Below are 24733 nucleotides of genomic sequence, written 5' to 3' on the forward strand. Positions count from 1 at the left end.
GGCATGGTTGCCGGGTGGCGAAGGTGTTGCTGTGCTCGGTGCTGGTGTTCGTGGCGGTCGGGGCGTTGGGGGTGTGGTTGCGGCGTACGCGGGGCCGGTGACCGGGTGAGGCTTGCCACTTGAGGGCCGGTGAGGCGCGTCGGGTGGGGAGAATTGCCGCCCGTGGACGCCGTGACGCTGAGTACCCTGCTGGCCGCCGCGGCGATGGCCGGGTGGGTCGATGCCGTGGTCGGTGGTGGCGGGTTGTTGCTGCTGCCGGCGTTGCTGGTGGCCGCCCCGGGGTTGCCGGTGGCCACCGCGTTGGGCACGAACAAGTTGGCCGCGATCTTCGGTACGGCCACGGCGGCGGCGACGTACGCCCGCAGGACGACTGTCGACTGGCGGGTCGCGGGGCCTGCGGCGGGGTTGGCGGTGTTCAGCGCGGGTGTGGGCGCGGCTCTCGCCGGGGCGGTGCCGGCGTCGGCGTACCGGCCGGTCGTGCTGGTGGTGCTGGTGGCGGTGGCGGTGTTCGTGCTGCTGCGTCCCCGCATGGGGGTGGTGGCGGCGCCGGCGAAGCGCACCCCGGTGCGGGTGGCGGCGGTGATCGCGGTGGCCGGGGTGGGGATCGCCCTGTACGACGGGTTGATCGGCCCGGGCACCGGCACGTTCCTGGTGTTGGCGTTCACCGCCCTCGTCGGCGCGGACTTCGTGCACGGCTCGGCGATGGCGAAGGTCGTCAACGCGGGGACGAACCTGGGCGCGCTGGTGGTGTTCGGGGTGACCGGGCACGTGTGGTGGCTGCTGGGCGCGGGCATGGCGGTGTGCAACATCGCCGGCGCGGTGTTGGGGGCGCGGATGGCGTTGCGTCGCGGCTCCGGGTTCGTGCGGGTGGTGCTGCTCGTGGTGGTGGTGGCGTTGGTCGTGAAGCTCGGCCACGACCAGTGGGTGGCCCGCTAGCTGCGGCGGCTGGGTGAGTCGAAGCGTCCGGCGCGGATCTCGCGCAGGGCCCGGCGGCGGGTGTCGCCGCGCAGGGTGTCGACGTAGAGCTTCCCGCCCAGGTGGTCGGTCTCGTGTTGCAGGGCGCGGGCCAGGAACCCGCTGCCGGCGATGGTCAGCGGCTCGCCGTGCTGGTCGACGCCGTGGGCGGTGGCGTGCAGGGCCCGCACGGTCGGGAAGTACAGCCCGGGGATGGACAGGCAGCCCTCCTCGTCGTCCTGCAGCTCCTCGGACAGCTCGAGGGTGGGGTTGATGAGGTGGCCGCGGTGCCCGTCGGCGTCGTAGACGAACACCTGGGCGCTGACGCCGATCTGCGGTGCGGCGACACCGGCGCGGCCGGGGGCGCCGAGCAGGGTGTCCATCAGGTCGGTGACGAGGGCGCGCAGCTCGGCGTCGAAGGTGGTGACCGGTTCGCATCCGGTGCGCAGGACAGGGTCGCCGATGATCCGGATGGGCCGCATGGTCATGGGGTTCAGCGTATCGCCGTCCGGTGCGGCGCTCAGCGCCCGGCCAGGGTGGCGCGGATCGGCGTGGTCTTCGCGGCGGCCTCGGCGACCTCGGCGTAGGCGTCGCTGTCCCAGGTGATGCCGCCGCCGGCCCAGGTGTGCAGCCGCTGGCCGTCGGCGGCGGCGGTGCGGATGGTCAGGCCGAGGTCGACGTGGCCCGGGGCGACCCAGCCCAGGGCGCCCATGCTGGCGCCCCGCCCGACGGGTTCGAGGGCGCTGATCTGGGTCAGGGCGGCGAGTTTCGGGGCGCCGGTGACGGAGCCGCCGGGGCAGGTGGCGCGCAGCAGGTCGGCGAGGCCGAGGCCGTCGGCGGCGGCGGCGCGGACGGTCGACTCGGCCTGCCACAGGTCGCACCAGCGGCGGACGGCGAACAGGTCGTCGACGGTGACGGTGCCGGTGCGGGCGATGCGGGCGAGGTCGTTGCGTTCCAGGTCGACGATCATGATGTGTTCGGCGCGTTCCTTCGCGCTGGCGAGCAGTTCGGCGCGGCCGGTGGCGGTGGCCGGGCGGGTGCCTTTGATCGGTCGGGTGATCACCTGCCCGTCGGTGACCTCGACGAGGGTTTCCGGGGAGGCGCAGCCGATGGCCCAGCCGTCGCCGGTGAGGACACCGCCGTAGCGGGCGCCGGGGAGCGCGCCGAGGCGGCTCAGGGCGGGCAGCGGGTCGCCGGTGTAGGGGGCGGCGGCGTGGCCGACGAGGTTGCTCTGGTAGACGTCGCCGCGGCCGATGGCGGCGCGGACCGCGTCGACGGCGGCGGCGTGCTGCCCGGGGGTCCAGCTCTCGGTCCACTCGCCGAGCCACCACGGCGTCGGTGGGCCGGGCCGGGTGCCCCGGGTGGGGCCGTGCGCGTAGACGACGACGGCGAGGTCGGGCAGGTTCGGCGCGGGTTCGGGTGCCCCGGTGGGGGCGCCGGCCAGCAGCGCCCCGGCCGCGGCGGACAGGTACAGGGCCGCGCCGCAGACCCCGGTGCCGTGCTGGGCGGCGGCGGGTCGGGTCAGGTCGTGCAGGGGCAGGCCGTGCGCGGCGAGGAACTCCTCGGCGAGGGCCGCGGGGTCGCCGCCGTCGCCGCGGGACCAGTGCAGGCGGGCGCGTTCGGTGAGCGCGCCCCGGCACGCGGCCGGCGCGGCGGGTACATCGACCAGAGCAACCGAGCCGCTGCTCGTGGGGCACACCTGTGGGAGCGTTTCCACGCCGTACGGTCCAACCTTCCTCATCCGTTCAGTGGATTTCCCGGGTGCCAGGCGGGCACCTGCTCGATGTTGGACACTTTCGCTTGGTACTGTGCGTCACTGGTCATGTGAACCATGACACAGTGCCCCCACAGTCCGGAGAACCCGATGTGCCAGCACCAACCGACCTGCCCCTCCGCTGAAGCCACCGACCGGGAAGCCGCGCGGGTCCTCGCCTGCTTCCGTGAGCAGGGCTGGAGCCTGCTCTGCAACGGTGTCATCGTCTTCGAGGACACCGGCGAGCTGCTTCCCGACGGCAGCAGCATCGCACCGCACCGCGGCCCCGCCCGCCACGCCCTCGTGGCCTGACCGACCACTCAGCGTCACCGTTTAGCCGCCGTCGACCCAGGCTAGTCCCCCGGTAAGGGACGTCCCCGCCCAGGTCGCAGCGGCTGCCGGGGCAGGCCGTACCGCCCGCCCCGGCGCGCCGTCGTCGGTCCCCGACCGGCTGCGGCGTTGTCAGTCCTCGAACGCCTCCGGCGACGGGCACGAGCAGACCAGGTTCCGGTCGCCGTACGCGCCGTCGATGCGCCGCACCGGCGGCCAGTACTTCCCGGCCCGGTCCACCCCGGCCGGGTACGCGCCCACCGACCGCGGGTACGCGTGCGACCACTCGTCACCGCTGACCATCGCCGCGGTGTGCGGCGCGTTGGCCAGGGGGTTGTCCCCCGCCGGCCACGCCCCGGACCCCACCTGCTCGATCTCCGCGCGAATCGCGATCATCGCGTCGCAGAACCTGTCCAGTTCGGCCAGGTCCTCGCTCTCGGTCGGCTCCACCATCAGCGTCCCCGCCACCGGGAACGACATCGTCGGCGCGTGGAAGCCGTAGTCGATCAGCCGCTTCGCCACGTCGTCGACGCTCACCCCGGTCGCCTTCGTCAACGGCCGCAGGTCGAGGATGCACTCGTGCGCCACCAGGCCCTTGTTGCCGGCGTACAGCACCGGGAAGTGCCCCCGCAGCCGCGCCGCCACGTAGTTCGCCGCGAGCACCGCCACACCGGTGGCCCGGGTCAGCCCCTCGGCGCCCATCATCCGCAGGTACGCCCACGGGATCGGCAGGATGCCCGCCGACCCGTACTTCGCCGCCGAGATCGCCGGCGTCGCGTCGGCGTGCGCGCCCAGCGGGTCACCGGGCAGGAACGGCGCCAGGTGCGCGCGCACCGCCACCGGGCCCACCCCGGGGCCGCCGCCGCCGTGCGGGATGCAGAACGTCTTGTGCAGGTTCAGGTGCGACACGTCCGCACCGAACTTGCCGGGCTTGGCGAACCCGACCAGGGCGTTGAGGTTCGCCCCGTCGACGTACACCTGCCCGCCGGCGTCGTGGACCTTCGCGCACAGCGACGCGATGCCCGTCTCGTACACGCCGTGCGTCGACGGGTACGTCACCATGATCGCGGCGAGCGCGTCGCGGTGCTTGTCGATCTTCGCGTCCAGGTCGACGAGGTCGACGTTGCCGTCGTCGTCGCAGGCCACCACCACGACCCGCATGCCGGCCATCACCGCCGACGCCGCGTTCGTGCCGTGCGCCGACGACGGGATCAGGCACACGTCGCGGTGCGTCTCACCGCGCGACGCGTGGTACGAGCGGATCGCCAGCAACCCGGCCAGCTCACCCTGCGAACCCGCGTTGGGTTGCACGCTCACCGCGTCGTAGCCGGTCACCTCGGCCAGCCACGACTCCAGCTGACCGATCAGCTCCCGGTACCCGGCGGTCTGGGTGTCCGGCGCGAACGGGTGGATGTTCGCGAACTCCGCCCAGCTGACCGGCTCCATCTCGGTGGTCGCGTTCAGCTTCATCGTGCACGACCCGAGCGGGATCATGCCCCGGTCCAGGGCGTAGTCGAAGTCCGACAGCCGCCGCAGGTAGCGCAGCATCGCCGTCTCCGAGTGGTGGCTGCGGAACACCGGGTGGGTGAGGAAGTCGCTGCCGCGTGTCAGGTCGACCGGCAGGGCCACGTCCCCGTCACCGTCGAACGCGGGCACTCCGAACGCCTCCCACACCTGCGCCAGATGCGCGTCGGTAGTGGTCTCGTCGCAGGACACCCCCACCCGGTCGGCGTCGACCAGCCGCAGGTTCACCCCCCGCTGCGCGGCGGCCGCGACGACCTGCGCCGCCGCGCCGGGCACGGTCGCGGTGACGGTGTCGAAGAACGCGACGTCCGCGACGTCCACCCCACCGGCGCGCAACCCGGCCGCGAGCCGCGCCGCCATCCGGTGGGTACGCGTCGCGATGTCCCGCAGCCCGTCCGGGCCGTGGTAGACGGCGTACATGCCGGCCATCACGGCGAGCAGCACCTGCGCGGTGCAGATGTTGCTGGTCGCCTTCTCCCGCCGGATGTGCTGCTCGCGGGTCTGCAACGCCAACCGGTAGGCCGGGTTGCCGTCCGCGTCGCGCGACACCCCGACCAGGCGCCCGGGCAGCATCCGCTCAAGGCCCGAGCGCACCGCCAGGTAACCGGCGTGCGGCCCACCGAAGCCCATCGGTACGCCGAAACGCTGCGTGGTGCCGGCGGCGATGTCCGCGCCGATCTCTCCCGGAGCGCGCAGCAGCGTCAACGCCAACAGGTCCGCCGCGACGGTCACCAGGGCCCCGACGGCGTGCGCCGCCTCGACCAGGCGCGCGTGGTCACGGACCGCCCCGGACGCCCCCGGGTACTGCAGGTGCAGGCCGAAGAACTCCGCCGGCAACTCGTCACGCTCGACGTCGAGGACCCGCACGTCGATGCCGAGCGGTTCGGCCCGGCTGGTGATCACCGCGATGGTCTGCGGCAGGGCGTCGGCGTCGACGACGTACACCCGGCTCTTGCTCTTGGAGGCCCGCCGCGCGAGGGTCATCGCCTCCGCCGCCGCGGTGCCCTCGTCGAGCATCGAGGCGTTCGCGGTGGCCAGGCCGGTCAGGTCGGTGACCATGGTCTGGAAGTTCAGCAGCGCCTCCAGCCGGCCCTGGCTGATCTCCGGCTGGTACGGCGTGTACGCCGTGTACCAGGCCGGGTCCTCCAGCACGTTGCGGCGGATCACCGCCGGGGTGTGCGTGCCGTGGTACCCCAACCCGATCATGGAGACGGCGACGGTGTTCCGGGCCGCGAGGGCCCGCAGCTCGGCGATCGTCTCGGCCTCGGTGGCCGGATCGGGCAGGTCGAGGGTGCCGTGCCAGCGGATCACCTCGGGGATCGCGGCGTCCATCAGCTCGTCGATCGAGTCGTGCCCGACGACCTCCAGCATCCGACGCTCATCGTCGGGGCCGGGACCGATGTGACGGGTGGCGAACTGCTCTACGGTCATGGGGGCACTCCCGGGGCGAGGTCGACGTGTCGGCCTCCCCCTCTGTCGCACCCACAGGGGCACTCCACAGTGCCTGCCCACGAGGTCCTTTTGCCTGAGAGGTTCCGGGGAGGATTTGCCCCTTCGGCGCCGCCCTGCGTGCTGTCGGGCGGTCTCTCCCACGTGGGTGTTACCGGCGTGCTCAACGCTACCAGCGTCGGTGTTTCCGGCGGATGTCCTACCCCCGGGGGGCCGGGCACCCCACCCGGGGTGTCCTAGCCGCGGGCCGGGCACCTCACCCGCGCCGTCACACCCTGGCCGGCGCCCCGGCGCCGACCCGCGCGGCCAGCTGCGGCAACACCGCACCCAACGGGGCGTCGACGCACACGGTGGCGTGGCCGTCACCACGCGTCGGCCCCTGGTTGACGATGGCGACCGGGATGCCCCGTTTCGCGGCCCGGATCACGAACCGGCGCCCCGACATCACCGTCAACGACGACCCGAGCACCAGCAACGACCGGGCCCGCTCGACGGCCGCGAAACACCGCGCCACCCGCTGCGGTGGCACCGTCTCACCGAAGAACACCACGTCCGGTTTCAGCATCCCGGTGCCGCAGATCCCGCAGTCCACCGGCCGGAACGCCGCCACCTGCTCATCGGGGAGATCAACATCACCGTCCGGGTTGACCGCGGCGACGCGGGCCACGAAGTCCGGGTTGGCCTCGCGCAGCCGCCGGTGCAGCTCCTCCCGGGAGGTCAGATTGCCGCAGTCCAGGCAGGTCACCTCGTCGAGGCGACCGTGCAACTCGATCACCGAGGTGCTGCCGGCCACACCGTGCAGCCCGTCGACGTTCTGGGTGATCACCGTGTCGACCAGGCCGGCGTGTTGCAGCCCGGCCACCGCCCGGTGCCCGGCGTTCGGCGCCGCGCCCGCGATCAACCGCCACCCCAGGTGACTCCGCGCCCAGTAGCGCCGCCGGGCCAGGGGATCCCGGGTGAACGCCTGGAAGGTCATCGGCGTGTGCCGCCGCGCCACCCCGCTGGGCCCCCGGTAGTCCGGAATCCCCGACTCGGTGGACAGGCCGGCGCCGCTGAGCACCACCACCCCACCACCAGACACCAGCGAGGTCAACACGTCGAGGCTCTCCATCACCTCTCCATGCTGCCTCAACCCGTCCGCTAACGCCGAGCCCCGCGCCGGGTGGGCAATGCCACCACCCGACGCGGGGCGGCGGGCTACGCCGCGACGACGTCGGCGACGACGCAGGCGATGTTGTCCGGCGCCCCCTCGGCCCGCGCCAAACCGATCAGCTCCCCCACCGTGGCCTCGGGTTCGGCGGCCGCAGCCAGCGCCGAACGCAGGTCGACCCGGTCGACGACCGCGGACAACCCGTCGGAGCACAGCAGGTACCGGTCACCGGGCTGGGCGGTGCGCAACCCCAGGTCCGCCTCGACCTGCCGACCGCCACCGAGGGCGCGCACCAGCACCGCCCGCTGCGGGTGCGTCGCCGCCTGGTCCCGGTCCAGCCGGCCCTGGTCCACCTGCGTCTGCACCCAGGTGTGATCCTGCGTGAGCAGGGACAACTCACCGTCGCGCAGCAGGTAGACCCGGGTGTCACCGACGTGCACCAGCCCCAGCCGGGAACCGCTGAGCAGCAGCGCGGTCAGCGTCGTGACCGGCTGGTCGGCGTCGGTGGCCAACCCGCGCACGGCGCGGTCGGCGTCGCTCACCGCACCGGCCAGCATCGTCAGCAGGTCGGCGGCCGGCACGTCGGTGAGCGCCAACGGCTTCAGGGCGTCGACGGCAGCGGCGCTGGCGGCCGCACCCCCGGGTCCCCGCATACCGTCGGCCACGGCCAGCAACCGCCCGCTGGCGTACGCGGTGTCCTCGTTGCTGTCACGCACCAGCCCGGTGTCACAACCGGCGGCGCAGCGCACGGCAACGGTGGGATTCGGGTCAGACATGGTGGCGCCCCCTTCAGACAGGTGGTCCACGAGGAGGGTGGCGAGTCGGGCGCGGGCCGCGGTGTCGGCGCTGACCTGCCGCCAGTACGCGGTGATCGCCTCAGCCGCCGCGGCGGGCTCCAGGCCACACACGACCCGGATCGTCGCCAGCGGCATACCGATCCGACGCAACTGGGCGACCAGCCGGGCCACCGGCAACTGAGCCGGGTCGTACAGCCGGTACCCGGACTCCGGATCGACAGCGGCCGGCACCAGCAGCCCACACTGGTCGTACAGGCGCAACGCCTTCGGCGTCAGCCTGGCCGCCCGGGCGAACGCCCCGATGGTCATCAGCCCCACGTCGACATCCTCCTCGTGCCGGTCACGGCGACCGGCGCCCACCAGGCTCAGGGTTGCCCGAAGGTCAAGGTCAAGCCGGTGCCGCCGGTAGGTTGGGCGCATGCGCGTCGTCATCGCCGGAGGCCACGGCAAGATCGCCCTACTGCTGCAACGCCACCTCACCGGGCGCGGCGACACCGCCGTCGGCCTCATCCGCAACCCCGAGCAGACCGCGACGCTGCGCGCCGCCGGCGCCACCCCCGTCGTCTGCGACCTGGAACACACCGAGGTTCCGCAGCTGGCCGAGCACCTTCACGGCGCCGACGCGGTGGTCTTCGCCGCGGGCGCCGGCCCCGGCAGCGGCGCCGCCCGCAAGGACACCGTCGACCGGGCCGCCGCCGCGCTGCTCGCCGACGCCGCCACCCGCGCCGGCGTCCACCGCTACCTGCTCGTCTCCTCCATGGGCGTGGACACACCACCCGCCCCCGGCAGCGACGACGTGTGGGCGGCGTACCTGCGCGCCAAACGCGCCGCCGAGGACGACCTGCGCGGCCGCGACCTGGCCTGGACGGTGCTGCGACCCGGCCGGCTCACCGACGACCCACCCACCGGGCGGGTCACCCTCACCCCGCACGCCGGCCGCGGCGCGATCAGCCGCACCGACGTCGCCCACGTCCTCGCCGCCCTGCTCGACGAACCGCGCACGACCGGCGCGACCCTGGAACTCGTCGACGGGCCCACCCCGATCGCCGACGCCGTCCGCGCCGCCACCACCTGACCACCCGCCCCGCCGACGGCGGGCCTCAGCCGCCTGGACGGTGCGCGGCGACCAGCACCGGCCCACCGGGAACGGTCGGGAAACGGCGGACATCACCCAACCCGGCCCCCGCCAACACCTGCGCCATCCGGTCCGCGTCGAAGGCGTTGCCGCCGTTGCGGACGGCGTTCCACCTGTCGACGGCCGCCCGCAACGGATCCTCGGCCGGAGGGTTGGTGCCCGCCACCAGCCAGCCACCGGGTCGCAGCGCCCGCACCAGCCGGGGCAACGCGAGCGCCAACGTCTGCTGGGGAAGAAACGGCGCCGGCAACCAGACCAGGTCGTACCCGCCCGGCTCGTCCACCTCGGCGACGTCCTGCCGGCGCAACGTGATCCGATCCGCGACATCACCCGCCTCGGTCAGCTCCCCGCGGGCCAGGTCCAACGCCCGTTGCAGCACGTCGATGCCGACCACCGACGCCCGGGGCAACGCGCGGGCCACGGCGACAGCCAACGCCCCCACACCGGTGCCCACGTCCAGCACCCGGGCGTCGGCGGAATCCAAGCGCTCCGCCATCCCCGGCAACTCGGGCACCACCCGCGACGCCAACGCCCGGCCGGTCGCCGCGGACGCCCGACCCTGATGCAGCAACACCTCGTCGTCCAACTGCGCCCAACCGGCCCCGCCCGGCCCGGAAGGCTCCTGCGCCGCCGCGGCGACCGCCTGCCGCAACGAACTCAACCGCGCCTGCACGGCGCTGCGCCCGGTCGGCCCATCGGCAGCCACCAGCGACGGGTGCGCCACCGGCGCCCCACCGTCCCAGGAGAGCAGACCAGCGGCCTCCAGCACCGCGCTGCGGTGCGGCGACCCGGCGAGGACCTCGGCGAGCGGGGCCGACAGGGCGTCACTCATGGTGCCCACCGCGGCCGCCAGAGCCCACGCCGACGCCTCCAACGCGGCCAACGGGTCCGCAGACCCGCCGGGTGGGGACGGAGATACCGACACGACGGCGCCTCTCCCAGGGGCGGGCCGCCGGTCAGCCCACCTGGCCCCTCCGACTATGCCACCGCCGCCAACGGGTGGGGTCCACGTCCGCGGACCCCACCCGGCGACGACTCAGCGCTGCTGGTGCCGCGGCAACGCCGACTGCCCCACCACACCACCGACGAACGGCGCCCCCGGCGTCTCCGCCGCGATCCGATCCATCGTGCGCGCCAACTGCTCACTGCCGTCATCGAGATGCCGCGCCGCCGCCTGCATGTGCGACACCATCATCTCCCCGAAGATCCGCAACGCCTCCCGGGTCGCCACCGTGTCGTCGAAGCTCGGCCCGGCCGCGCTGCGGTACTCCGCCACCGCCCGCTCCGCCTCCTGCTTCGCCTCCGCCTCCGCCGCGTGCAGGTAACTCTCGTACTGCACCCGGGCGTACTCGGCGACCCGACGCGCGTAGTCGTGCGCCTGCGCGATGATCTGCTCGGCCTCCCGTTGCGCCGCCGACAGCAGATTCACCTCCCGCGCCGCCGGAACCTTCGCCGCCGCCCCCGTACTCGGAATCACCCCGTGCCGGTGCAGCTCCACCCGGTCGGTCAGCCGCTCGTTCTCCGCCCGCAACGTCGCGATCTGCGTCGCCAACAGGTCCAACTCGTCGGCGACCTGCACCCGGAACCGGTCCACGTCAGCGTTGTCGTAACCACGCCGGGCGAACGACGCGGCACCGAACTCCCACCGCCGAACCCGGTCGGCGGTCATCCGCACCTGCACACCGCCGGAAACCTGCACCCCGTCATACCGACTGATCGGCGTCGCGCTCACCTGTGCAGACCTCCGTTCGCGACCGCCGGGCCCGCAAGCTCACTCTTCGCGCTCACCTGACCCGCCTTCCGTTCGCGACCGCGGGGCTCGCCAGCTCACTCCTCGCGCTCACCTGTGCCCACCTCCCGAAGTGTCACCCGCAGCCGACTGCTGCACCGCCGTCCGCCACGCCGGGCCGTACCACTGCGCACCCAGGCCCTCGTGGTGCACCTGACCCGCGTGGTAACCCGCCTGCACCAACGTCCGCACCGCGTGCGACACCATCTCGTCCGAACCACACACGAACACGTGCCGGGACCGCCAGTCACCGTCGGCCAACGCCCGGTCCACCGGCTGCACGAACTCCCCCGGCCGGTGCACGTCGGCACCCACCACGTACGTCACCGTCAACCACGGGTACGACGACGCCAACTTGTCGATCGCGTCGCTGTCGTAGAACTCGCTACGGGAACGGGCCCCCACGTACAGGTCCACCCGCCGGCGGGAACCCTCCGCGGCCACCTGCTCCACCAACGCCTTCACCGGCGCCCAGCCGGTACCCGCGACCAACAGCAACAGGTCACTGGAGCCCGCCGACCACAACCCCAGCCGGTCCCCCACCGGCGCCGCCAGGTGGACCCGATCGCCCACCGCCGACCCGTACACCAGCCGCGACGACACCGCGCCGCCCGGCGCGGCCCGCACGTGCAACTCCAACGTGCCGTCCGCCCGCGGCGCGTTCGCCGGCGAGTAGTACCGCCACGACCGCACCGACGGGTGCGACACCCCGATCGACTGACCCGGCGTGAACGGCAACAGGTACTGCGGACGCACCGTCAACACCGCCACGTCGAACGCCCGCCGCTCGTGCGCCACGATCTCCGCCACCCACCACGGCGGGTTGACCGCCTCAGCGGCCTGCGCGGCCTCCATCATCACCTGGGCGACCAACCCGTACGCGGCCGTCCAGTCCGCCGCCAACTCGTCGGTCCACTGCTCGGCGAGGAAATGCTGCAACGTCGCCACCAGCGCCTCACCGACCGCCGGGTAGTGCTCCGCGCGGACCGCGAACTTGCGGTGATCCGCGCCGAGATCCTGCAGGAAACCCACCAGCCGATCCACCTGGTCCACGTTGGACACGATGTGACCCAACGCGGTCACGAGGCGGTCCCGCTGACCGGCCATGTTCGTGGGGAACATCTGCCGCGTCTCGGGATGAGCGAGGAACAACGTCGAGTAGAAGTAGAGCGGCACCTGGTCACCGTGCCCGGCGACCACCGACCAGCTCTGCTTGAGGCGAGCCGCGTCCACGCTCAGACGCCCGACCTGTTCCCGGCAGCCACCACCTGGCCCTGCACCTGCCCCAGCACTGTCTGCACGTGAGCGAGGATGTCCGCCGGCACCCCCAACTCGGTCAGCGTCACCGTCAGGTGCTCGCCCACCTTCGCGTAGTGCTCCACGGTGATGTTCAGCGGCTGGTGCGCCTCGGCCAACTCGCGACCCGTGTACTCGTTCGGGCCACCCAGCACGACGGTCAACATCAACGCCAGATGGCGCCGCTGACCCGCCATGTCCACGTCAGCGAAGTAACCCGCCAACTCCGGGTCCGCGAGCACCTTGTCGTAGAACAGCTCAACCGCCGCCTTGACCGAACTGGCACCGCCAATGCGGTCGTAGTGCGAGGCGGGAGCAGTCTCTTCCGTAACCGTCACGGTCGTTCCTTCCGGGAATGAAGGGTCCAGAACCGTGAGGGACCATAGCGTGTCAACCGCTTCCGGTCAGCGCCCCCTTATCGGATTCCCGACAACACGCCACCACGCTAGGTCACCACTACCGATGGGTACTTCCACAACCGGCCACCGAAACGACACCCACCGTATTCACAGTGGACCATCAAGGCCGACAGAACCCCGCCACCGTCACCGACGGTCGCGAGAGAACCACACAAAAAAAACCGAAAGCCGAACGGTCAGCCGGCGCGCCGCCGCGCTCTCCGCGCCGCCAACTCGTCACCCACCGGATCCGCCGCCACCGCCGGCTCCACCGGGCCACTCGTCGCCGGCTCCGCCGGCAGATGCGACAACGACCCCTGGATCTCCTTGAACGCCCCACCAATCGCGATGCCGAAGACCCCCTGGCCACCCTGCAACAGGTCGACCACCTCCTCCGGAGACCGGCACTCGTACACCGTCGTCCCATCAGAGATCAGCGTGATACCCGCCAGATCCTCCACACCACGCGACCGCAACGCCTCGATCGCCTTACGGATGTTCTGCAGGGACACCCCCGCATCCAACAACCGCTTCACGACCTTCAACACCACCAGGTCCCGGAACGAATACAACCGCTGCGTCCCCGAACCCGAGGCATCACGAACGCTCGGCACCACAAGCGTCGTCCGCGCCCAGTAATCCAACTGCCGGTAACTGATGCCCACCGCATGGCAGGCCGTCACACCCCGGTAGCCAACCGAACCGTCACCCTCAGCCGCCACACCTGGCGACGAGGCACCCGGCTCGTCGAACCCTGCACCCGGATCGGAATCCCGCGGCTCGTGCATCCGGACAACCTCCCCGTCAGTGTGGCGACGCATCGTTTCCGGGACGCGCACCCCTCGACATGGAAACCCTATCGCCACCGTCAGGGGTTACCACGGAGGAACCGACGCGACACGCCGCGCAGCCACCGAGAAAGATCACCAACCGAGCCCGGGCACACCTCAGCCCGCGAAGTCCTCCGGACGCACCTGCTCCAGGAACTCGCGGAACTTCTCCACCTCGTCCTCCTGCTCATCAGGGATAACGATCCCCGCCTCGCTGAGGACCTGCTCGGCACAACGAATCGGCGCACCGACCCGCAACGCCAACGCGATCGAGTCGCTCGGCCGCGCCGACACCCGCACCCCATCGCCGATCAACAGATCCGCGTAGAAGACGTTCTCCTTCAGCTCGGTGATCTCCACCGCCTGCAAGGGCGCCTTCAACGCCGCCAACACATCCCGCAGAAGATCATGCGTCAACGGCCGGGCCGGCTTGACCCCCTGCTGCTCATAAGCGATAGCCGTCGCCTCGACCGCGCCGATCCAGATCGGCAGATAGCGGTCCCCCTCGACCTCCCTGAGCAGGACGATCGGCTGGTTGCTGGGCAGCTCCACCCGAACTCCGACCACGCTCAGCTCGCGCACCGCCGCCTCCGTGTCGTTGTCACCTACGCCGCACCGCGCCCTTCCCTGCACGGTACACGGACCGCACAGCACCACGCCCGCGCCGAAAAGGGGTTACCCCGGCAAGCCTACGGCACGCTTCCCGGAAGAGATCTTTCCGCTCAGCCACCACCCACCGGGCACCCTCACCGACCCAACGTCGACCGCAGCCCCACCCGCACCAACGCCGCGTGCAACTGCTCCGACAACGCCACCAACTCACGCGCCGTCTCCGCCGCCCGCGCCCGCGCCGCCGGATCACTCTGCCGCGCCAACGGCGCCACCAACTGCGCGAACAAACCGACCTCCCGGTCCGCCGCCGTCCGATAACCCCGCAGGTGCCGCGGCTCCAACCCGTACGACGCCAACCCCGCCACCGCCGACGCGATGATCAGCGCATCCGCGTCATACCACCCCGGCGGATCCGACACCAGCACACCGAGCCGCTCCAACTCCACCAACGTCGACTCGTCGATCCCACTGCGCGCCACCAGATCCGCCCGGCCGAGCCGCACCTGCGACGACTCGGCCGGCTCCGCCAACTCACGACCCGGCACCGCACCATCGGGACCAACCGCCACCAACGCCGGCCGCGACCGCCCCGGCTGCTCACCAGACGAATCCCACTGGGCCAACTGCTCCCGGATCACCCGCAACGGCAGGTACTTGTCCCGCTGCGCGGTCAACACGAACCGCAACCGCGCCACATCGTCCCAGCTGTACTTCCGGTAACCCGCCGCCGTCCGCTGCGGCTCGACCAAACCCTCGGCCTCAAGAAACCGCAGCTTCGAAATCGTGGTGTCCGGAAAATCCACCCGCAACTGCCCAAGCACCTCACCGATGCTCATCAGCGGCTCAGACCGAGCCGCCCCGGGTGACATGGAGGCCGCAGGCTCGTTCACCCCCGGCCGGCCTCCTCCTCCGGGCGCGGACCGGCGATGAACACCACCCGGAACTTACCGATCTGGACCTCGTCACCATTGCTCAACGTGGCCGCCTCAACCCGCTCACGATTGACGTACGTGCCATTCAGGCTGCCCACGTCGCGCACCGTGAACGTCCCACCATCCCGGTGGAACTCCGCATGCCGACGCGACACCGTCACGTCGTCCAGGAAGATGTCACTGTCCGGGTGCCGGCCACTGGTCGTCACATCGTGGTCCAACAAGAACCGGGCACCCGCATTCGGGCCTCGACGAACCACCAGCAGCGCCATACCCGGCGGCAACGAACCGGACATCCGGCTCGGCACCACATCGGTATCCGGCCCCTCCAGCACTTCGTCGAGCGAACCGAGATTGAGCGTCGAAGTGACGTCGAGTGGGGGGAACTCGTCGTCTGGCCGCGTCATGGGACCACCTCACGGATCTGTTCGGTCGGCGTCGGGTAATGGCGGGTCTGGCCGCCGGGCATGTGAACACCCGGCGGCTGGCTCCCCGTGCCCGGGAAGGCAATTCCGCAACGCTCAACTATTGGGTTCTCGGTCGACTGGGCGAGCCTAGCCAGCGCCGAAATGCAGGGCAACCGGACGCGCGCAGACATCCCACGCACCGGATCAAGCACACTCAGCCTTCGGTGATCTTCTGATACGCGGCCGCCGTCAGCAACCCATCCGTGGCAGTCGGATCATTCGGCGTGATCTCCACCAACCAACCCTCACCGTACGGATCAGTGTTGATCAGCTCAGGCGTGTCACCCAACGCGTCGTTACGCGCCGCCACCGTACCGGCCACCGGCGCGTAGATCTCCGACACACTCTTGGTCGACTCGATCTCACCCAACGAGTCACCGGCCGCGACCACCGCGCCCTCCTCGGGCAACTGCACGTACACGATGTCACCGAGCGCGTCCTGCGCGAAGTGGGTGATGCCGACCCGGACCGAAGCCGTGCCGTCACCCGCCACCCACTCATGCTCGGCGGTGTATCGCAGATCCTCGGGAATCACCAGACGCGTCCTTCATCCATCGGTGCCCCGGACCACCCGGGTCCGGCGCGGCCGCGCCGGTCAGGAGACCGGACGGGCGTGTTCCAACTTGATCGGCACGTGCAGCGCCGAAACCTCGGCAACCTCACGCTCCCCAAACGTCACGTTACCGCCGCCACCCCGGACCGACGCCACCACCCCACCAGGAATGTTCAACGCCGTACGCATCGTCGCCGGATCACCGATCACCGTGATCGTGAACGGCCCCGTCAACCGACGCCCCTCCACCACCAACGACCCGTTGTCCCCATCCAGGAAGTACGTCGACGCGATGATCCGCACGGTCGCCCGATCCCCACCGGAGATCTGCATCGCCTCCGCGCCCGCACCACGCAACTCCTGCACCGCGTCCAACACCCGGTTCGCCGAGATCGGCTTCACCCCGGCGTCGAACTGCACCGTCAACCCCGGCCCCACCGCCGGCAACGTCCCCGCCAGGATGCCCAACTCGTCCGCCCGCCGCGTCGCCTCATCCAACGCCGCCTGACGACCCTGCTCACCCGAGCGCAACTGCCGCTGACTGTCCTCCAGAGCGCGAATGTCCTGCTGCAGACGATTCTCCCGCGCATCCAGATCCGACAGGATCCGAACCAGGTCCTCCTGCCGCGTCGCCCCCAACGTCGGGTCCGTCGACGTCGTCTTCAACTGCACGACCAACGTGAACCCCAGCAACGCCAACAACGCCACGATCATCACACCGGCCGTACTCCACCGGGACCGAGGAGCCACCGGCCCGGTCGACTCCCCCACCGGCTCCGCCAACCCGTCGGAACGCGCCACCGGCTCCCCCGACCGCGCCGCGCTCAGGTCCACCGTCGCACCGTCATCGACCGACTCGACACCCACCCGGACAGTGGCCTCGTCGTCCGAACCCTCCGGCTCCGACGCCGGCACCGGCTCCACCGGCGGCTGCGGCTCCACCGATGGCTGCGGCGCCAACGGGCTCAATTCGTCCGGATCCGGCGCGTCCGGCCGCGGATCCGGCTCACCCGCCGGCCCACCCGGCCGCACCGGACCCGCCGGCTGCGGCCACCCGGTCCCCGTGTCGGTCTGCTCGTCACTCATCGCAACCCAACCTATGCCCGGAACAGGTGCCGACGGATCGCCGCCACGTTGCCGAAGATACGCACACCCAACACAACGACCACACCGGTGGACAACTGCCCACCCACCCCCAACTGGTCACCCAGATACACGATCAGACCAGCGACCAGCACGTTCGAAATGAACGACACAACGAACTGCTTGTCGTCGAAGATGCGGTCCAACCGGGCCCGCACCCCACCGAACACCGCATCCAACGCGGCCACCACCGCGATCGGCAGGTACGGCTGCAACGCCGCCGGCACCGTGGGATCAAGCCACACGCCCAGCACCACACCGGCGAGCAACGCCAGCACCGCGATCATCGGCCACCTCCGGAGGGGCTAACAGTCGTCGCCGGACCGGACGACCCGGGACTGCCGGACCGGACACCCGACGCGGAAGGGCTCGGACTGACCGACGGCTTGGCGTAGCGTAGCTGCGGCTCCGGCGCCGCCGGCAACGTGAGGTCATCCGACTCCCGCACACCGAACGACAACCCGGTCTTCTGCGCGACCTCCCGCATCAGCGCCGCGTTGCGGCTGTCCTCGAACTTGCGCCGCATCGAACCCGGCCCGATCGCCGACACCTCGTACGGCCCGGTCACCGGCCGGAAATCCACGAGCATCGCCTCACCCGCCGACCGGATCGTCGACGTCGACGTCAACCGCTGCCCGTTGATCGCGATCGCCTCCGCGCCCGCACTCCACAACGCGTTCGCCACCCCTTGCAGGTCGCTGTAGAGCACCCGCGGCGGCCCAGCGCCGGCACCGGTCACCGCGTCCGCGTTGTCCGGCGCGTCCGCCAACCGCACCACCACACCGTCACCCCGCACCCGACCCAGCCCGGTACTCGCCTCCAGGTTGCGCAACCGGGCGGCGGCCGACCCGCTCAACGCCGCGTCCCGCTGCCGACTGACCTCTTCGCGCAGTTGGTCGGCCCGGGTGGACAACCGGTCGGTCTGGCTCTCCCGCTCCTTGATCTGCGCCACCAGGCCCGAGCGGGCCTGGCTCCGGCCCGGCTCGTCCGCCATCGTCTGCCGGTACGCGACCGCGAACAGGAAACCGAGCATCACCACCACGACCAGGCTCACCGACCGCGCCGGCAAGGCCCGCCACCCGCGCGCCGGAGCGGACTGCGCCGAACGCCGACGGGCCGCAGCCGCGTCCGCGTACCCCGGATCCAGCGGGTTGCGGAACAGCTCGGTGAGGAAGTCCGGCGCGTACACCCGGTCCTGGCCGGGTTTTCCCAGCCGCGGCGCGCTCACGCCGCCGCCCCCGGGCCGCGCGCGGCGCGCACCAGCCGGGCCGCCTGCACGACGTACATCCCGCCGGCCACCCAGTAGAGCACCAGGCCCCACCACGCCAACGCCCAACCGATGGCGCTCGCCGCCGTCGCCACGTCGGTCGCCGCGGTGGCCAACAACAGCACCGGGAACGCCGCGAGCAGCAGGAACGTGGCGGTCTTGCCCACGTAGTGCACCGGCGGCGGCCCGTACCCGTAGCGGCGCAGCACCGCCAGCGAGGCGAGCAGGAGCACCTCACGGGCCAACAGCGCCGCGGTGAACTGCCACGGCACCACCTCCCGCGCGGTGAAGGCGACCAGGGTGGCGAGGATATAGAGCCGGTCGGCCAGCGGGTCGAGCAGCTCGCCCAGGCGGCTCACCTGACGCAGGCGGCGGGCGATCCAACCGTCGACCCAGTCGGTGGTGCCGCCGATGGCCAGCACGACGACCGCCGCCACGTCGGCCCGCGCCACCAGGAACAGGTAGAGGAAGAGCGGCACGCCCAGCAGTCGCCCGAAGCTGATCAGGTTGGGCAGGGTGAGCACCTGGTTGCCGGGAGTGTCGTCACCGGTGTCCGGCGGTTGCTCTGCCCGAGCCGGCCGACGCGACACCGATCCTCCTCCACGGCACGCGGGCCCCCGGCCGACGCCGGGCGCGGCTGAGGGTCGTACGCGCTGTCGGGCCGACCAGCGCCGGCTCTCCCCTGCGGCCCCGGGCGGGGCCCCTTCCCCTGATGCGGCCCGCGATCTCGATGATCGCGGGCCGGGTAGGTGCGCTGCCACTATATCGGGCTTCCTCTCGCGGGCCGGGTCCCGCCGCGGGCTGTCGGTGCGGCTGTGCCGCACTGTGGCGTGGATCACCACGCGTAGAGCGTCCTAGGATACTGGGGTAAGGGGGCGACCGGTCAGGCCGTCTGGGCGGCGGGGTCGGTCTGCTGCTCGGGCACCGAGGTCGCCGCCCGCGCGAACCCGACCAGCGCCAGCAGCAACTCGTGCTGCATCCGCGCCGGCATCCGGTCCAGCACCGCCTGCACCGCGCGCTGACGCCGCTCGGCCAACTCCGCCAACAGGGTCAGCGCCGCGGCGGTCGGCACCAACCGCACCTCCCGCCGGTCGCGCGGATCGGCCACCCGGCGCAACAGCCCGGTCGCCTCCAGCCGGTCACACAGGCGGCTCGCCGACGACGGCACCACGTCCAGCAGTTCCGCCAACCCGTTGACGTTGGTCTCCGGTCGACCGCTGATCAGCGTGAGCACCCTCAGCTGGGTGGGCGGCACCTGGTGCCGCGACGCGGCCGAGTCGAGCACAGCGATCAACGTCCCGGCGGCCGCGTCGATCGCCGCGGCGAGATCCGCAGGTCGCTCCACCTGATGTCCCCTGCCGTCGTCGCGCTGGTGCCCGCCCGGCAACGCGGCGGCGAATCTCACCCCGTGCCCCGTTCGCGCGGACCGTGCCAGTCCAGACAGACCACCACGGCGTCGTCGCGCAAATCGGAATCCGCGTGATAGGCGTGCAGTTCGCGCATCACCGTACCAACCGCCTCGGCCGGCGGCTGCAGCCGCGTGGCGCGCAGGGAACGCGCCATCATCCGCTGCCCGTACGGCTCCTGGCCCGGCGGCTCGGCGGCCCACACCCCGTCGCTGACCACGAAGAGGCGGTCACCGGGGGCCAGTTGCACCTCCTGAAGCTCGTAGCGGGTCTCGGCGAACATGCCCAGCGGCAGCTGCTGATCCAGCTTCATCGGCTCGACCGTGGACCCGCGCATCCGCAACAGGTGCGGGGAGCCCGCGTCGACCGCCCGCACCCGGCCGAGGCGAGTGTCCACCTCGAGCAGCAGGGTGGCCACGTACCGGGCGCCCCGGTGTTGGTAGAAGACCGTGTCCGAGGCCAGCTCGGCCTGTTCCACCAGGCCGCCACCGGAGCGACGCGCGTTGCGCATCGCGTTGACCGTGACGGCGGTCAACAGGGACGCGGACAGCCCACTGCCCTCGCCGTTGAGCACCGTCACGGTGAGACGGTCGCCGTCCAACGACCAGTCGAAGTGGTCGCCACCGACCGTGTACGCCGGTTCCAGCTGACCGGCCAGATCGAACGCGTGGTGCGACACACCGCGACCGGGAAGCAGGTCCCACTGCATCTCGGCGGCCATCGTCAGTCGCTCCCGCCGACGGGCCCGCCGGTAACGGTCGGTCTCCCGGTCCGCCGCGCGCATCGCCACCGCCAGGGTGCCGGCGATGTCCGTCGCACGACCGGTGACCGCCGGGTTCGGTACGGTCGGAAGCTCGATCAGCAGAACGCCCAACCGCTCCCCCCACACCGTCAACGGCAGGTAGAGCCGGCAGGGGCCCTCGCCGTCGCGTACGGGTTGCTGGCTGCTGAAGCAGCGCTGGGCCATGGTGTGGCAGGCCAGGAACCCGGCGGCCGGCAGGTCCGGGTCCAGCACCGGCCAGAGGCCGCTGATCCGGTAGTCGGCGACGAAGACGTCGGTGCGCAGCGCGCCCATCGCCGACCGGATCGCCCGGTCAGCGGCCTCCGCCAACTGGTCGGGCGGAGCCTCGCGCAGCGCGCGCGACACCACGTCCGGCGCGTCTACCATCGTCGCCCTCCCCAGAAGCTTGCTATAGGGCAAGCATCATACGGACGCCCCCGGACGACTGATCGGCGCGGTCAGTCCGCCGGGCGGGTCGCGAGCACACCGTGGAACGCGTCGGGCACCCGCGCCGGCGGGCCGTCCGGCCGCCACTCGACGACCGGGACGATCCCGTCCGCCGTCGGCGCCCACCGACCCAGCAGGGGCGCGAACGCCGCCGGTGGACGCATTCGGAACTGCGGCCCCATCATGGCCAGCGCCTGCGGATGACCGGCCAACTCCTCGGTGTCGAAGTCCACCGCGAGCAGGCTGCCCGGCGCCGCGGCAGCGTACAGCTCGTCGAGGGTACGGGTCAGGGTGGCGTCGTCGAGGAACGCGGCCAGGCCGAGGAAGACCACCCCGACCGGCCGACGACCCCACCCCGGCACGAAACGGTGCAGCTGCGCCGGGTCGATGGTGCCGATGTCGGTCGCGTCGCCGAAGCCGTAGCCGGCCCGGTCGCTGCCGGCGAGGATGCTCTGTCCCAGTCGGATGGTGACCGGGTCGACGTCGGTGTAGAGCACCGTCGCGTCGGTGGCGACCTCGTGCACGTTGCCCATCGTCGGCACCCCGGCGCCGAACACCAGGAACCCGTCCACGCCCTGGGCGGCCATGGCCCGCACCGCCCGGCCCAGAAACGCCCGCAGCTCCCGGAACACCGGCGCGCACGGCCCGTACGCCTGCTCGAACGCGTGCGCGGCGGCCACGTCCACGGGGAAGTGGTGCTGCCCGCCGAGCCAAAAGTCGATCATGCGAGCGGTGCTCGGCTGGTCCGGTTCACCCATCGGCGGCGCTCCCTCCCCGGTCGTCGCCAGCGTACCGACCGGGACGCGCTCAGCGGTATCGCGGCGCGAGGGCGTCCGGGCCCGCGATACTGGCCGCGAGCGGAGGTGGGCGGTGAACTCGGCGAACAACGCGGCGGTGGTGGTCGGCGTCGACGGTTCGGAGTCGGCGCTGCGCGCCGTACGCCTCGCCGCCACCGAGGCGGCGCGCCGGCACCGACCACTGCGGGTCGTGCACGGCTTCATCTGGCCGCTGCTGCACGTACCGGTCTCCCCCGCCCCGGACGCGCCGCCCGGCGGTGGGCTGCGCCACCGGGCCGAGGAACTGGTCGAGGCCGCGGTGCGCGAGGCCGAGGCGACCGTGCCCGGGTTGTCGATCTCCGGCGAGATCATCGACGGTGAGGCGGCCGCGGTGCTGGTGGGCGAGTCCCCCACCGCCGCGCTCATCGTGCTCGGCGACCGCGGGCTGGGTGGGTTCTCCGCGCTGGTGGTCGGCTCGGTCGCGGTGCAGGTCGCCGCGTACGCCGACTGCCCGGTGCTGGTCGCCCGCGGCACGCAACGACCCGACCAGCCGGTGCTGGTCGCGGTGGACGGCTCGGACGCCTCCCGGCGGGCGGCGGACGTCGCCGCCGAGACCGCCGTGTCGCTCGGCGTGCCGCTGGTGGCGGTGCACGCCTACCGACACCCGGACAGCAGCGGCCCGGGCGACATGCAACCCCTCGTGTACGACGAGGCGAAACTGCGCGGCGAGCAGGAGCGGATGCTCGCCGGGTGGCTGACCGGGCTCACCGAGGACCACCCGGGTCTGCGGCTGACCTGCCGGGCGGTCCACGGACGACCCGGCAGTGTGCTCGCCGAGGCGTCCCGCTCCGCCCAACTCGCGGTGGTCGGTGGGCGCGGGCGCGGCGAGGTGACCGGGTTGCTGCTGGGGTCGGTGAGCCAGTCGATGCTGCACCACGCGCAGTGCCCGGTCGTCGTGGTCCGCGCCCCCCGGTAACCCGCCGGGGTTGGTCCGCCCCCAGACGGGTAGACGGCCGCGGTACGCCCAGCGGACGGTGGGCAGCACCAGGTGCCCAGACCGACGAAGGAGGCACACATGCCAGGACCACGGCCGGGCAGTAACGCGTACGACAAGCAGCGGGCGCGGATGCGCAACGCGATCGACGACTCCGGACGTCGGGTACCCGACGGCAAGGCCAACCAGGTCGCGAACCGGATCCTCCAGGAGGATCGCGGCCAGCGAGGCGTGGTGCGCGGTGACCGGACGTACGGCCCGAAGAGCGAGCGCGAACCGGGCGACCCGAAGTGAGGACTGTCGACGTGGCCGACGGCGCCATCGCGGGCGCCGTCGGCAGCACCGCGCTGAACGTGGTCAGTTACCTCGACATGGCCCTACGGGGACGGCCGGAGAGCGACGTCCCCCAGGAGACCGTCGACCGGCTGGCCGGGATCGCGCACGTGGACCTGGGGAACGGGGCCCGGGCGGCCAACCGCCGCTCGGGCCTCGGCCCGCTGATCGGTTACGCGCTCGGCGTCGCCGCGGGCGTCGGGTTCGCCCTGTACGCCGGTGGTCGGCGTCAGCCGTTGCCGATGGCCACCGGCCTGCTCGGCGCGGGCGTCATGACCATGACCGACGGGTCGGTCACCGTGCTCGGCATCAGCGACCCGCGTACCTGGCGGCGCTCCGACTGGATCTCCGACATCATCCCGCACCTCGCGTACGGGTTGGCGGCCGCCGCAACCTGGAACAGGTTGCGGCGGCCGCCGGGCCACGGTCGCTGATCAGCGGGTGTCGCTGTCGTCCTCGGCCACCGGCTCACCGGCCGGGCCGTACGGCGACACCTGCCCCTTGGGCACCGGTCTTCCCTCGTCGCCCCGCGACGATCCACGGTTGAGCGGGTGTCCGGTCGGCTTGGGTCCCTTGCTGTCCTGGCTGGTGGCGCCCTTGGCGTTGCGCCGGAACTCTTCCTGCTGCGGGTTGACCACGGGTGTCTCCCTTCCCGGTACGGGGGCGGCATCGACCGCCTCCACCGTCGGCATACCCGCCCGCCCCGGTGGCATTCCGGCCCCGGCCACCGGTGCGACGGCTAGCGGGTCCCCAAGTGGGTAACCCGGCCATGTGGGTAATGATCGAAGTGTGGTGCGGGTCCTGCTCGACCGGCGTGGCCGCACGTACGCCGAGGAGGCCGGCATCCGGCTCGCCGACCGGCCCGGGCCGCTGTACCAGCTGCTCGTGCTGACCACGCTGCTGAGCACCCGGATCCGGGCGTGCGTGGCGGTGGACGCCGCGCGGGAGCTGTTCGCGGCCGGCTACCGCACCCCACAGGCCATGGAGGCGGCCAGTTGGCAGGAGCGCGTCGACGCGTTGGGCCGGGGCCACTACCGCCGCTACGACGAAAGGACCGCCACCATGCTCGGCACCGGCGCCCGCCTGTGCCTGGACCGCTGGCACGGTGACCTGCGACGCCTGCACCGGGAGGCCCAGGGCGACCCCGCCGGGCTACGGCGACGGCTCACCGAGTTCCCCGGCATCGGCCCCACCGGCGCGGACATCTACCTGCGCGAGGCGCAGACGGTCTGGTCGGACGTGCGCCCGTACGCCGACCGTCGGGCCCTGGCCGGGGCGAAGCGGCTGGGTCTGCCGGGCTCTCCGGACCGGCTCGCCGGTCTCGTCGACGAACCGGACTTCGGTCGGCTCGCCTCAGCGCTGGTACGGGTGGCGCTGGGTGAGGAGTCCGCCGGCGAGGTCACCCGCGTCGCCGCCCGCTGAGGCGCTCACTTGACCGTCTTGTCTCCCGGGCGGGTCAGGTGCCACACCAGCAGTGCGGCGAGCAGCGCCAGGACCACCACCCCGCCGGAGATGCCACGGCCCTCCTCGGGGCTGCGGCCGGCGCTGCCGAAGTAGATCACCGCGAGGCCGGCCAGCACCGTGACGAACGTACGCAACCCTCGGTCCTTCACGTCT

30 protein-coding genes and 1 riboswitch are annotated in these 24733 nt (G+C 72.1%); of the genes, 7 read left to right on the forward strand and 23 right to left on the reverse strand.

Annotation, left to right across the window (positions count from 1 at the left end):
• Positions 1-162: 162 nt before the first annotated feature.
• Positions 163-936 (forward strand): sulfite exporter TauE/SafE family protein, encoded by a 774-nt coding sequence (locus tag ACFYL6_RS03260; protein ID WP_387166726.1) that lies wholly within the window; start codon positions 163-165, stop codon positions 934-936.
• Here ACFYL6_RS03260 and def read toward each other — a convergent pair.
• Together def and ACFYL6_RS03270 are read right to left on the reverse strand one after the other, a co-directional pair.
• Positions 933-1442 carry a peptide deformylase gene (def, locus tag ACFYL6_RS03265; RefSeq protein WP_387166729.1) on the reverse strand — a complete coding sequence of 170 codons (510 nt, stop codon included), beginning with the start codon at positions 1440-1442 and terminating at the stop codon, positions 933-935. The genes ACFYL6_RS03260 and def overlap by 4 nt on opposite strands.
• A gap of 32 nt (positions 1443-1474) precedes the next feature.
• Entirely contained in the window at positions 1475-2695 is a 1221-nt protein-coding gene (locus ACFYL6_RS03270) for a chorismate-binding protein (protein ID WP_387166732.1), read from the reverse strand.
• 123 nt (positions 2696-2818) lie between these two features.
• On the opposite strand from ACFYL6_RS03270, the gene ACFYL6_RS03275 reads away from it, so the two are divergent.
• Entirely contained in the window at positions 2819-3019 is a 201-nt protein-coding gene (locus ACFYL6_RS03275) for a DUF5999 family protein (protein ID WP_007460326.1), read from the forward strand.
• A 150-nt stretch (positions 3020-3169) separates the two neighbouring features.
• On the opposite strand, the gene gcvP is transcribed toward ACFYL6_RS03275, so the two are convergent.
• The 3 genes from gcvP to ACFYL6_RS03290 form a co-directional block, all read right to left on the reverse strand.
• Positions 3170-5992 (reverse strand): aminomethyl-transferring glycine dehydrogenase, encoded by a 2823-nt coding sequence (gene gcvP, locus ACFYL6_RS03280; RefSeq protein ID WP_387166735.1) that lies wholly within the window; start codon positions 5990-5992, stop codon positions 3170-3172.
• A 72-nt stretch (positions 5993-6064) separates the two neighbouring features.
• A riboswitch (glycine riboswitch) is annotated at positions 6065-6163 on the reverse strand.
• Positions 6164-6278: 115 nt separating this feature from the next.
• On the reverse strand, positions 6279-7121 hold the full coding sequence (locus ACFYL6_RS03285; RefSeq protein WP_387166737.1) for an NAD-dependent protein deacetylase: 843 nt from the start codon (positions 7119-7121) through the stop codon (positions 6279-6281).
• An 86-nt stretch (positions 7122-7207) separates the two neighbouring features.
• Positions 7208-8275, reverse strand: coding sequence for a MerR family transcriptional regulator (locus ACFYL6_RS03290; protein WP_387166857.1), 1068 nt, complete (start codon positions 8273-8275; stop codon positions 7208-7210).
• Between the two features lie 100 nt (positions 8276-8375).
• On the opposite strand from ACFYL6_RS03290, the gene ACFYL6_RS03295 reads away from it, so the two are divergent.
• Complete coding sequence (locus tag ACFYL6_RS03295) at positions 8376-9032, forward strand: NAD(P)H-binding protein (RefSeq protein ID WP_387166740.1); 657 nt, start codon at positions 8376-8378, stop codon at positions 9030-9032.
• A gap of 25 nt (positions 9033-9057) precedes the next feature.
• Here the strand turns inward: ACFYL6_RS03295 and ACFYL6_RS03300 are convergent, their stop codons facing one another.
• The 16 genes from ACFYL6_RS03300 to ACFYL6_RS03375 all read right to left on the reverse strand — a co-directional run bounded on the left by ACFYL6_RS03300 (position 9058) and on the right by ACFYL6_RS03375 (position 21771).
• On the reverse strand, positions 9058-9924 hold the full coding sequence (locus ACFYL6_RS03300) for an SAM-dependent methyltransferase (RefSeq protein ID WP_387166743.1): 867 nt from the start codon (positions 9922-9924) through the stop codon (positions 9058-9060).
• A 204-nt stretch (positions 9925-10128) separates the two neighbouring features.
• Positions 10129-10824 carry a DivIVA domain-containing protein gene (locus ACFYL6_RS03305; protein ID WP_091397983.1) on the reverse strand — a complete coding sequence of 232 codons (696 nt, stop codon included), beginning with the start codon at positions 10822-10824 and terminating at the stop codon, positions 10129-10131.
• Between the two features lie 108 nt (positions 10825-10932).
• Positions 10933-12114, reverse strand: coding sequence for a globin domain-containing protein (locus tag ACFYL6_RS03310; RefSeq protein ID WP_387166745.1), 1182 nt, complete (start codon positions 12112-12114; stop codon positions 10933-10935).
• A gap of 2 nt (positions 12115-12116) precedes the next feature.
• Positions 12117-12515: a group 1 truncated hemoglobin gene (locus tag ACFYL6_RS03315; RefSeq protein WP_387166747.1), complete on the reverse strand. Its 399-nt coding sequence runs from the start codon at positions 12513-12515 to the stop codon at positions 12117-12119.
• Positions 12516-12772: 257 nt separating this feature from the next.
• Positions 12773-13363, reverse strand: coding sequence for a MerR family transcriptional regulator (locus ACFYL6_RS03320; RefSeq protein WP_387166750.1), 591 nt, complete (start codon positions 13361-13363; stop codon positions 12773-12775).
• Between the two features lie 159 nt (positions 13364-13522).
• Positions 13523-13987: a bifunctional nuclease family protein gene (locus ACFYL6_RS03325; RefSeq protein WP_030327706.1), complete on the reverse strand. Its 465-nt coding sequence runs from the start codon at positions 13985-13987 to the stop codon at positions 13523-13525.
• Positions 13988-14151: 164 nt separating this feature from the next.
• Positions 14152-14853 (reverse strand): MerR family transcriptional regulator, encoded by a 702-nt coding sequence (locus ACFYL6_RS03330; RefSeq protein WP_387166754.1) that lies wholly within the window; start codon positions 14851-14853, stop codon positions 14152-14154.
• A 50-nt stretch (positions 14854-14903) separates the two neighbouring features.
• A complete protein-coding gene (locus ACFYL6_RS03335; RefSeq protein WP_007071101.1) occupies positions 14904-15356 on the reverse strand; it encodes an FHA domain-containing protein in 453 nt (150 codons plus the stop codon).
• A gap of 214 nt (positions 15357-15570) precedes the next feature.
• Entirely contained in the window at positions 15571-15951 is a 381-nt protein-coding gene (gcvH, locus tag ACFYL6_RS03340) for a glycine cleavage system protein GcvH (RefSeq protein WP_387166757.1), read from the reverse strand.
• A 60-nt stretch (positions 15952-16011) separates the two neighbouring features.
• Positions 16012-17055: a DUF881 domain-containing protein gene (locus tag ACFYL6_RS03345; RefSeq protein ID WP_387166759.1), complete on the reverse strand. Its 1044-nt coding sequence runs from the start codon at positions 17053-17055 to the stop codon at positions 16012-16014.
• Between the two features lie 11 nt (positions 17056-17066).
• Positions 17067-17399, reverse strand: a complete 333-nt coding sequence (locus ACFYL6_RS03350; protein ID WP_030327710.1) for a small basic family protein — start codon at positions 17397-17399, stop codon at positions 17067-17069.
• Complete coding sequence (locus ACFYL6_RS03355) at positions 17396-18340, reverse strand: DUF881 domain-containing protein (protein WP_387166763.1); 945 nt, start codon at positions 18338-18340, stop codon at positions 17396-17398. The genes ACFYL6_RS03350 and ACFYL6_RS03355 overlap by 4 nt, the downstream gene beginning before the upstream one ends.
• Positions 18337-18969, reverse strand: coding sequence for a CDP-alcohol phosphatidyltransferase family protein (locus ACFYL6_RS03360; RefSeq protein WP_387166765.1), 633 nt, complete (start codon positions 18967-18969; stop codon positions 18337-18339). Before ACFYL6_RS03360 ends, ACFYL6_RS03355 begins: the two co-directional genes overlap by 4 nt.
• A gap of 293 nt (positions 18970-19262) precedes the next feature.
• On the reverse strand, positions 19263-19724 hold the full coding sequence (locus ACFYL6_RS03365; protein ID WP_387166860.1) for a MarR family winged helix-turn-helix transcriptional regulator: 462 nt from the start codon (positions 19722-19724) through the stop codon (positions 19263-19265).
• Between the two features lie 56 nt (positions 19725-19780).
• Positions 19781-20953, reverse strand: a complete 1173-nt coding sequence (locus tag ACFYL6_RS03370) for a PP2C family protein-serine/threonine phosphatase (RefSeq protein ID WP_387166768.1) — start codon at positions 20951-20953, stop codon at positions 19781-19783.
• A gap of 71 nt (positions 20954-21024) precedes the next feature.
• The gene (locus ACFYL6_RS03375; RefSeq protein ID WP_387166771.1) at positions 21025-21771 is read right to left on the reverse strand and encodes an SAM-dependent methyltransferase; all 747 of its coding nucleotides are present in this window, start codon (positions 21769-21771) and stop codon (positions 21025-21027) included.
• 112 nt (positions 21772-21883) lie between these two features.
• Here ACFYL6_RS03375 and ACFYL6_RS03380 point away from each other — a divergent pair, with 112 nt between their 5' ends.
• From ACFYL6_RS03380 to ACFYL6_RS03390, 3 genes are all read left to right on the forward strand, one after another.
• Positions 21884-22765 carry a universal stress protein gene (locus ACFYL6_RS03380; protein ID WP_387166774.1) on the forward strand — a complete coding sequence of 294 codons (882 nt, stop codon included), beginning with the start codon at positions 21884-21886 and terminating at the stop codon, positions 22763-22765.
• Positions 22766-22864: 99 nt separating this feature from the next.
• Positions 22865-23077, forward strand: coding sequence for a phosphatidylethanolamine-binding protein (locus ACFYL6_RS03385; RefSeq protein ID WP_354888949.1), 213 nt, complete (start codon positions 22865-22867; stop codon positions 23075-23077).
• On the forward strand, positions 23074-23550 hold the full coding sequence (locus ACFYL6_RS03390; RefSeq protein WP_387166777.1) for a hypothetical protein: 477 nt from the start codon (positions 23074-23076) through the stop codon (positions 23548-23550). Before ACFYL6_RS03385 ends, ACFYL6_RS03390 begins: the two co-directional genes overlap by 4 nt.
• On the opposite strand, the gene ACFYL6_RS03395 is transcribed toward ACFYL6_RS03390, so the two are convergent.
• On the reverse strand, positions 23551-23754 hold the full coding sequence (locus ACFYL6_RS03395) for a hypothetical protein (RefSeq protein ID WP_091397934.1): 204 nt from the start codon (positions 23752-23754) through the stop codon (positions 23551-23553).
• Positions 23755-23887: 133 nt separating this feature from the next.
• On the opposite strand from ACFYL6_RS03395, the gene ACFYL6_RS03400 reads away from it, so the two are divergent.
• Positions 23888-24538, forward strand: coding sequence for a hypothetical protein (locus ACFYL6_RS03400; protein ID WP_355007566.1), 651 nt, complete (start codon positions 23888-23890; stop codon positions 24536-24538).
• A 5-nt stretch (positions 24539-24543) separates the two neighbouring features.
• Here ACFYL6_RS03400 and ACFYL6_RS03405 read toward each other — a convergent pair whose 3' ends face one another.
• On the reverse strand, positions 24544-24729 hold the full coding sequence (locus ACFYL6_RS03405; protein ID WP_036410487.1) for a hypothetical protein: 186 nt from the start codon (positions 24727-24729) through the stop codon (positions 24544-24546).
• Positions 24730-24733: the final 4 nt, after the last annotated feature.

The sequence above is a fragment of the Micromonospora sp. NPDC007208 genome, from assembly GCF_042869175.1.
In the GTDB taxonomy this organism is placed as follows: domain Bacteria; phylum Actinomycetota; class Actinomycetes; order Mycobacteriales; family Micromonosporaceae; genus Micromonospora; species Micromonospora foliorum.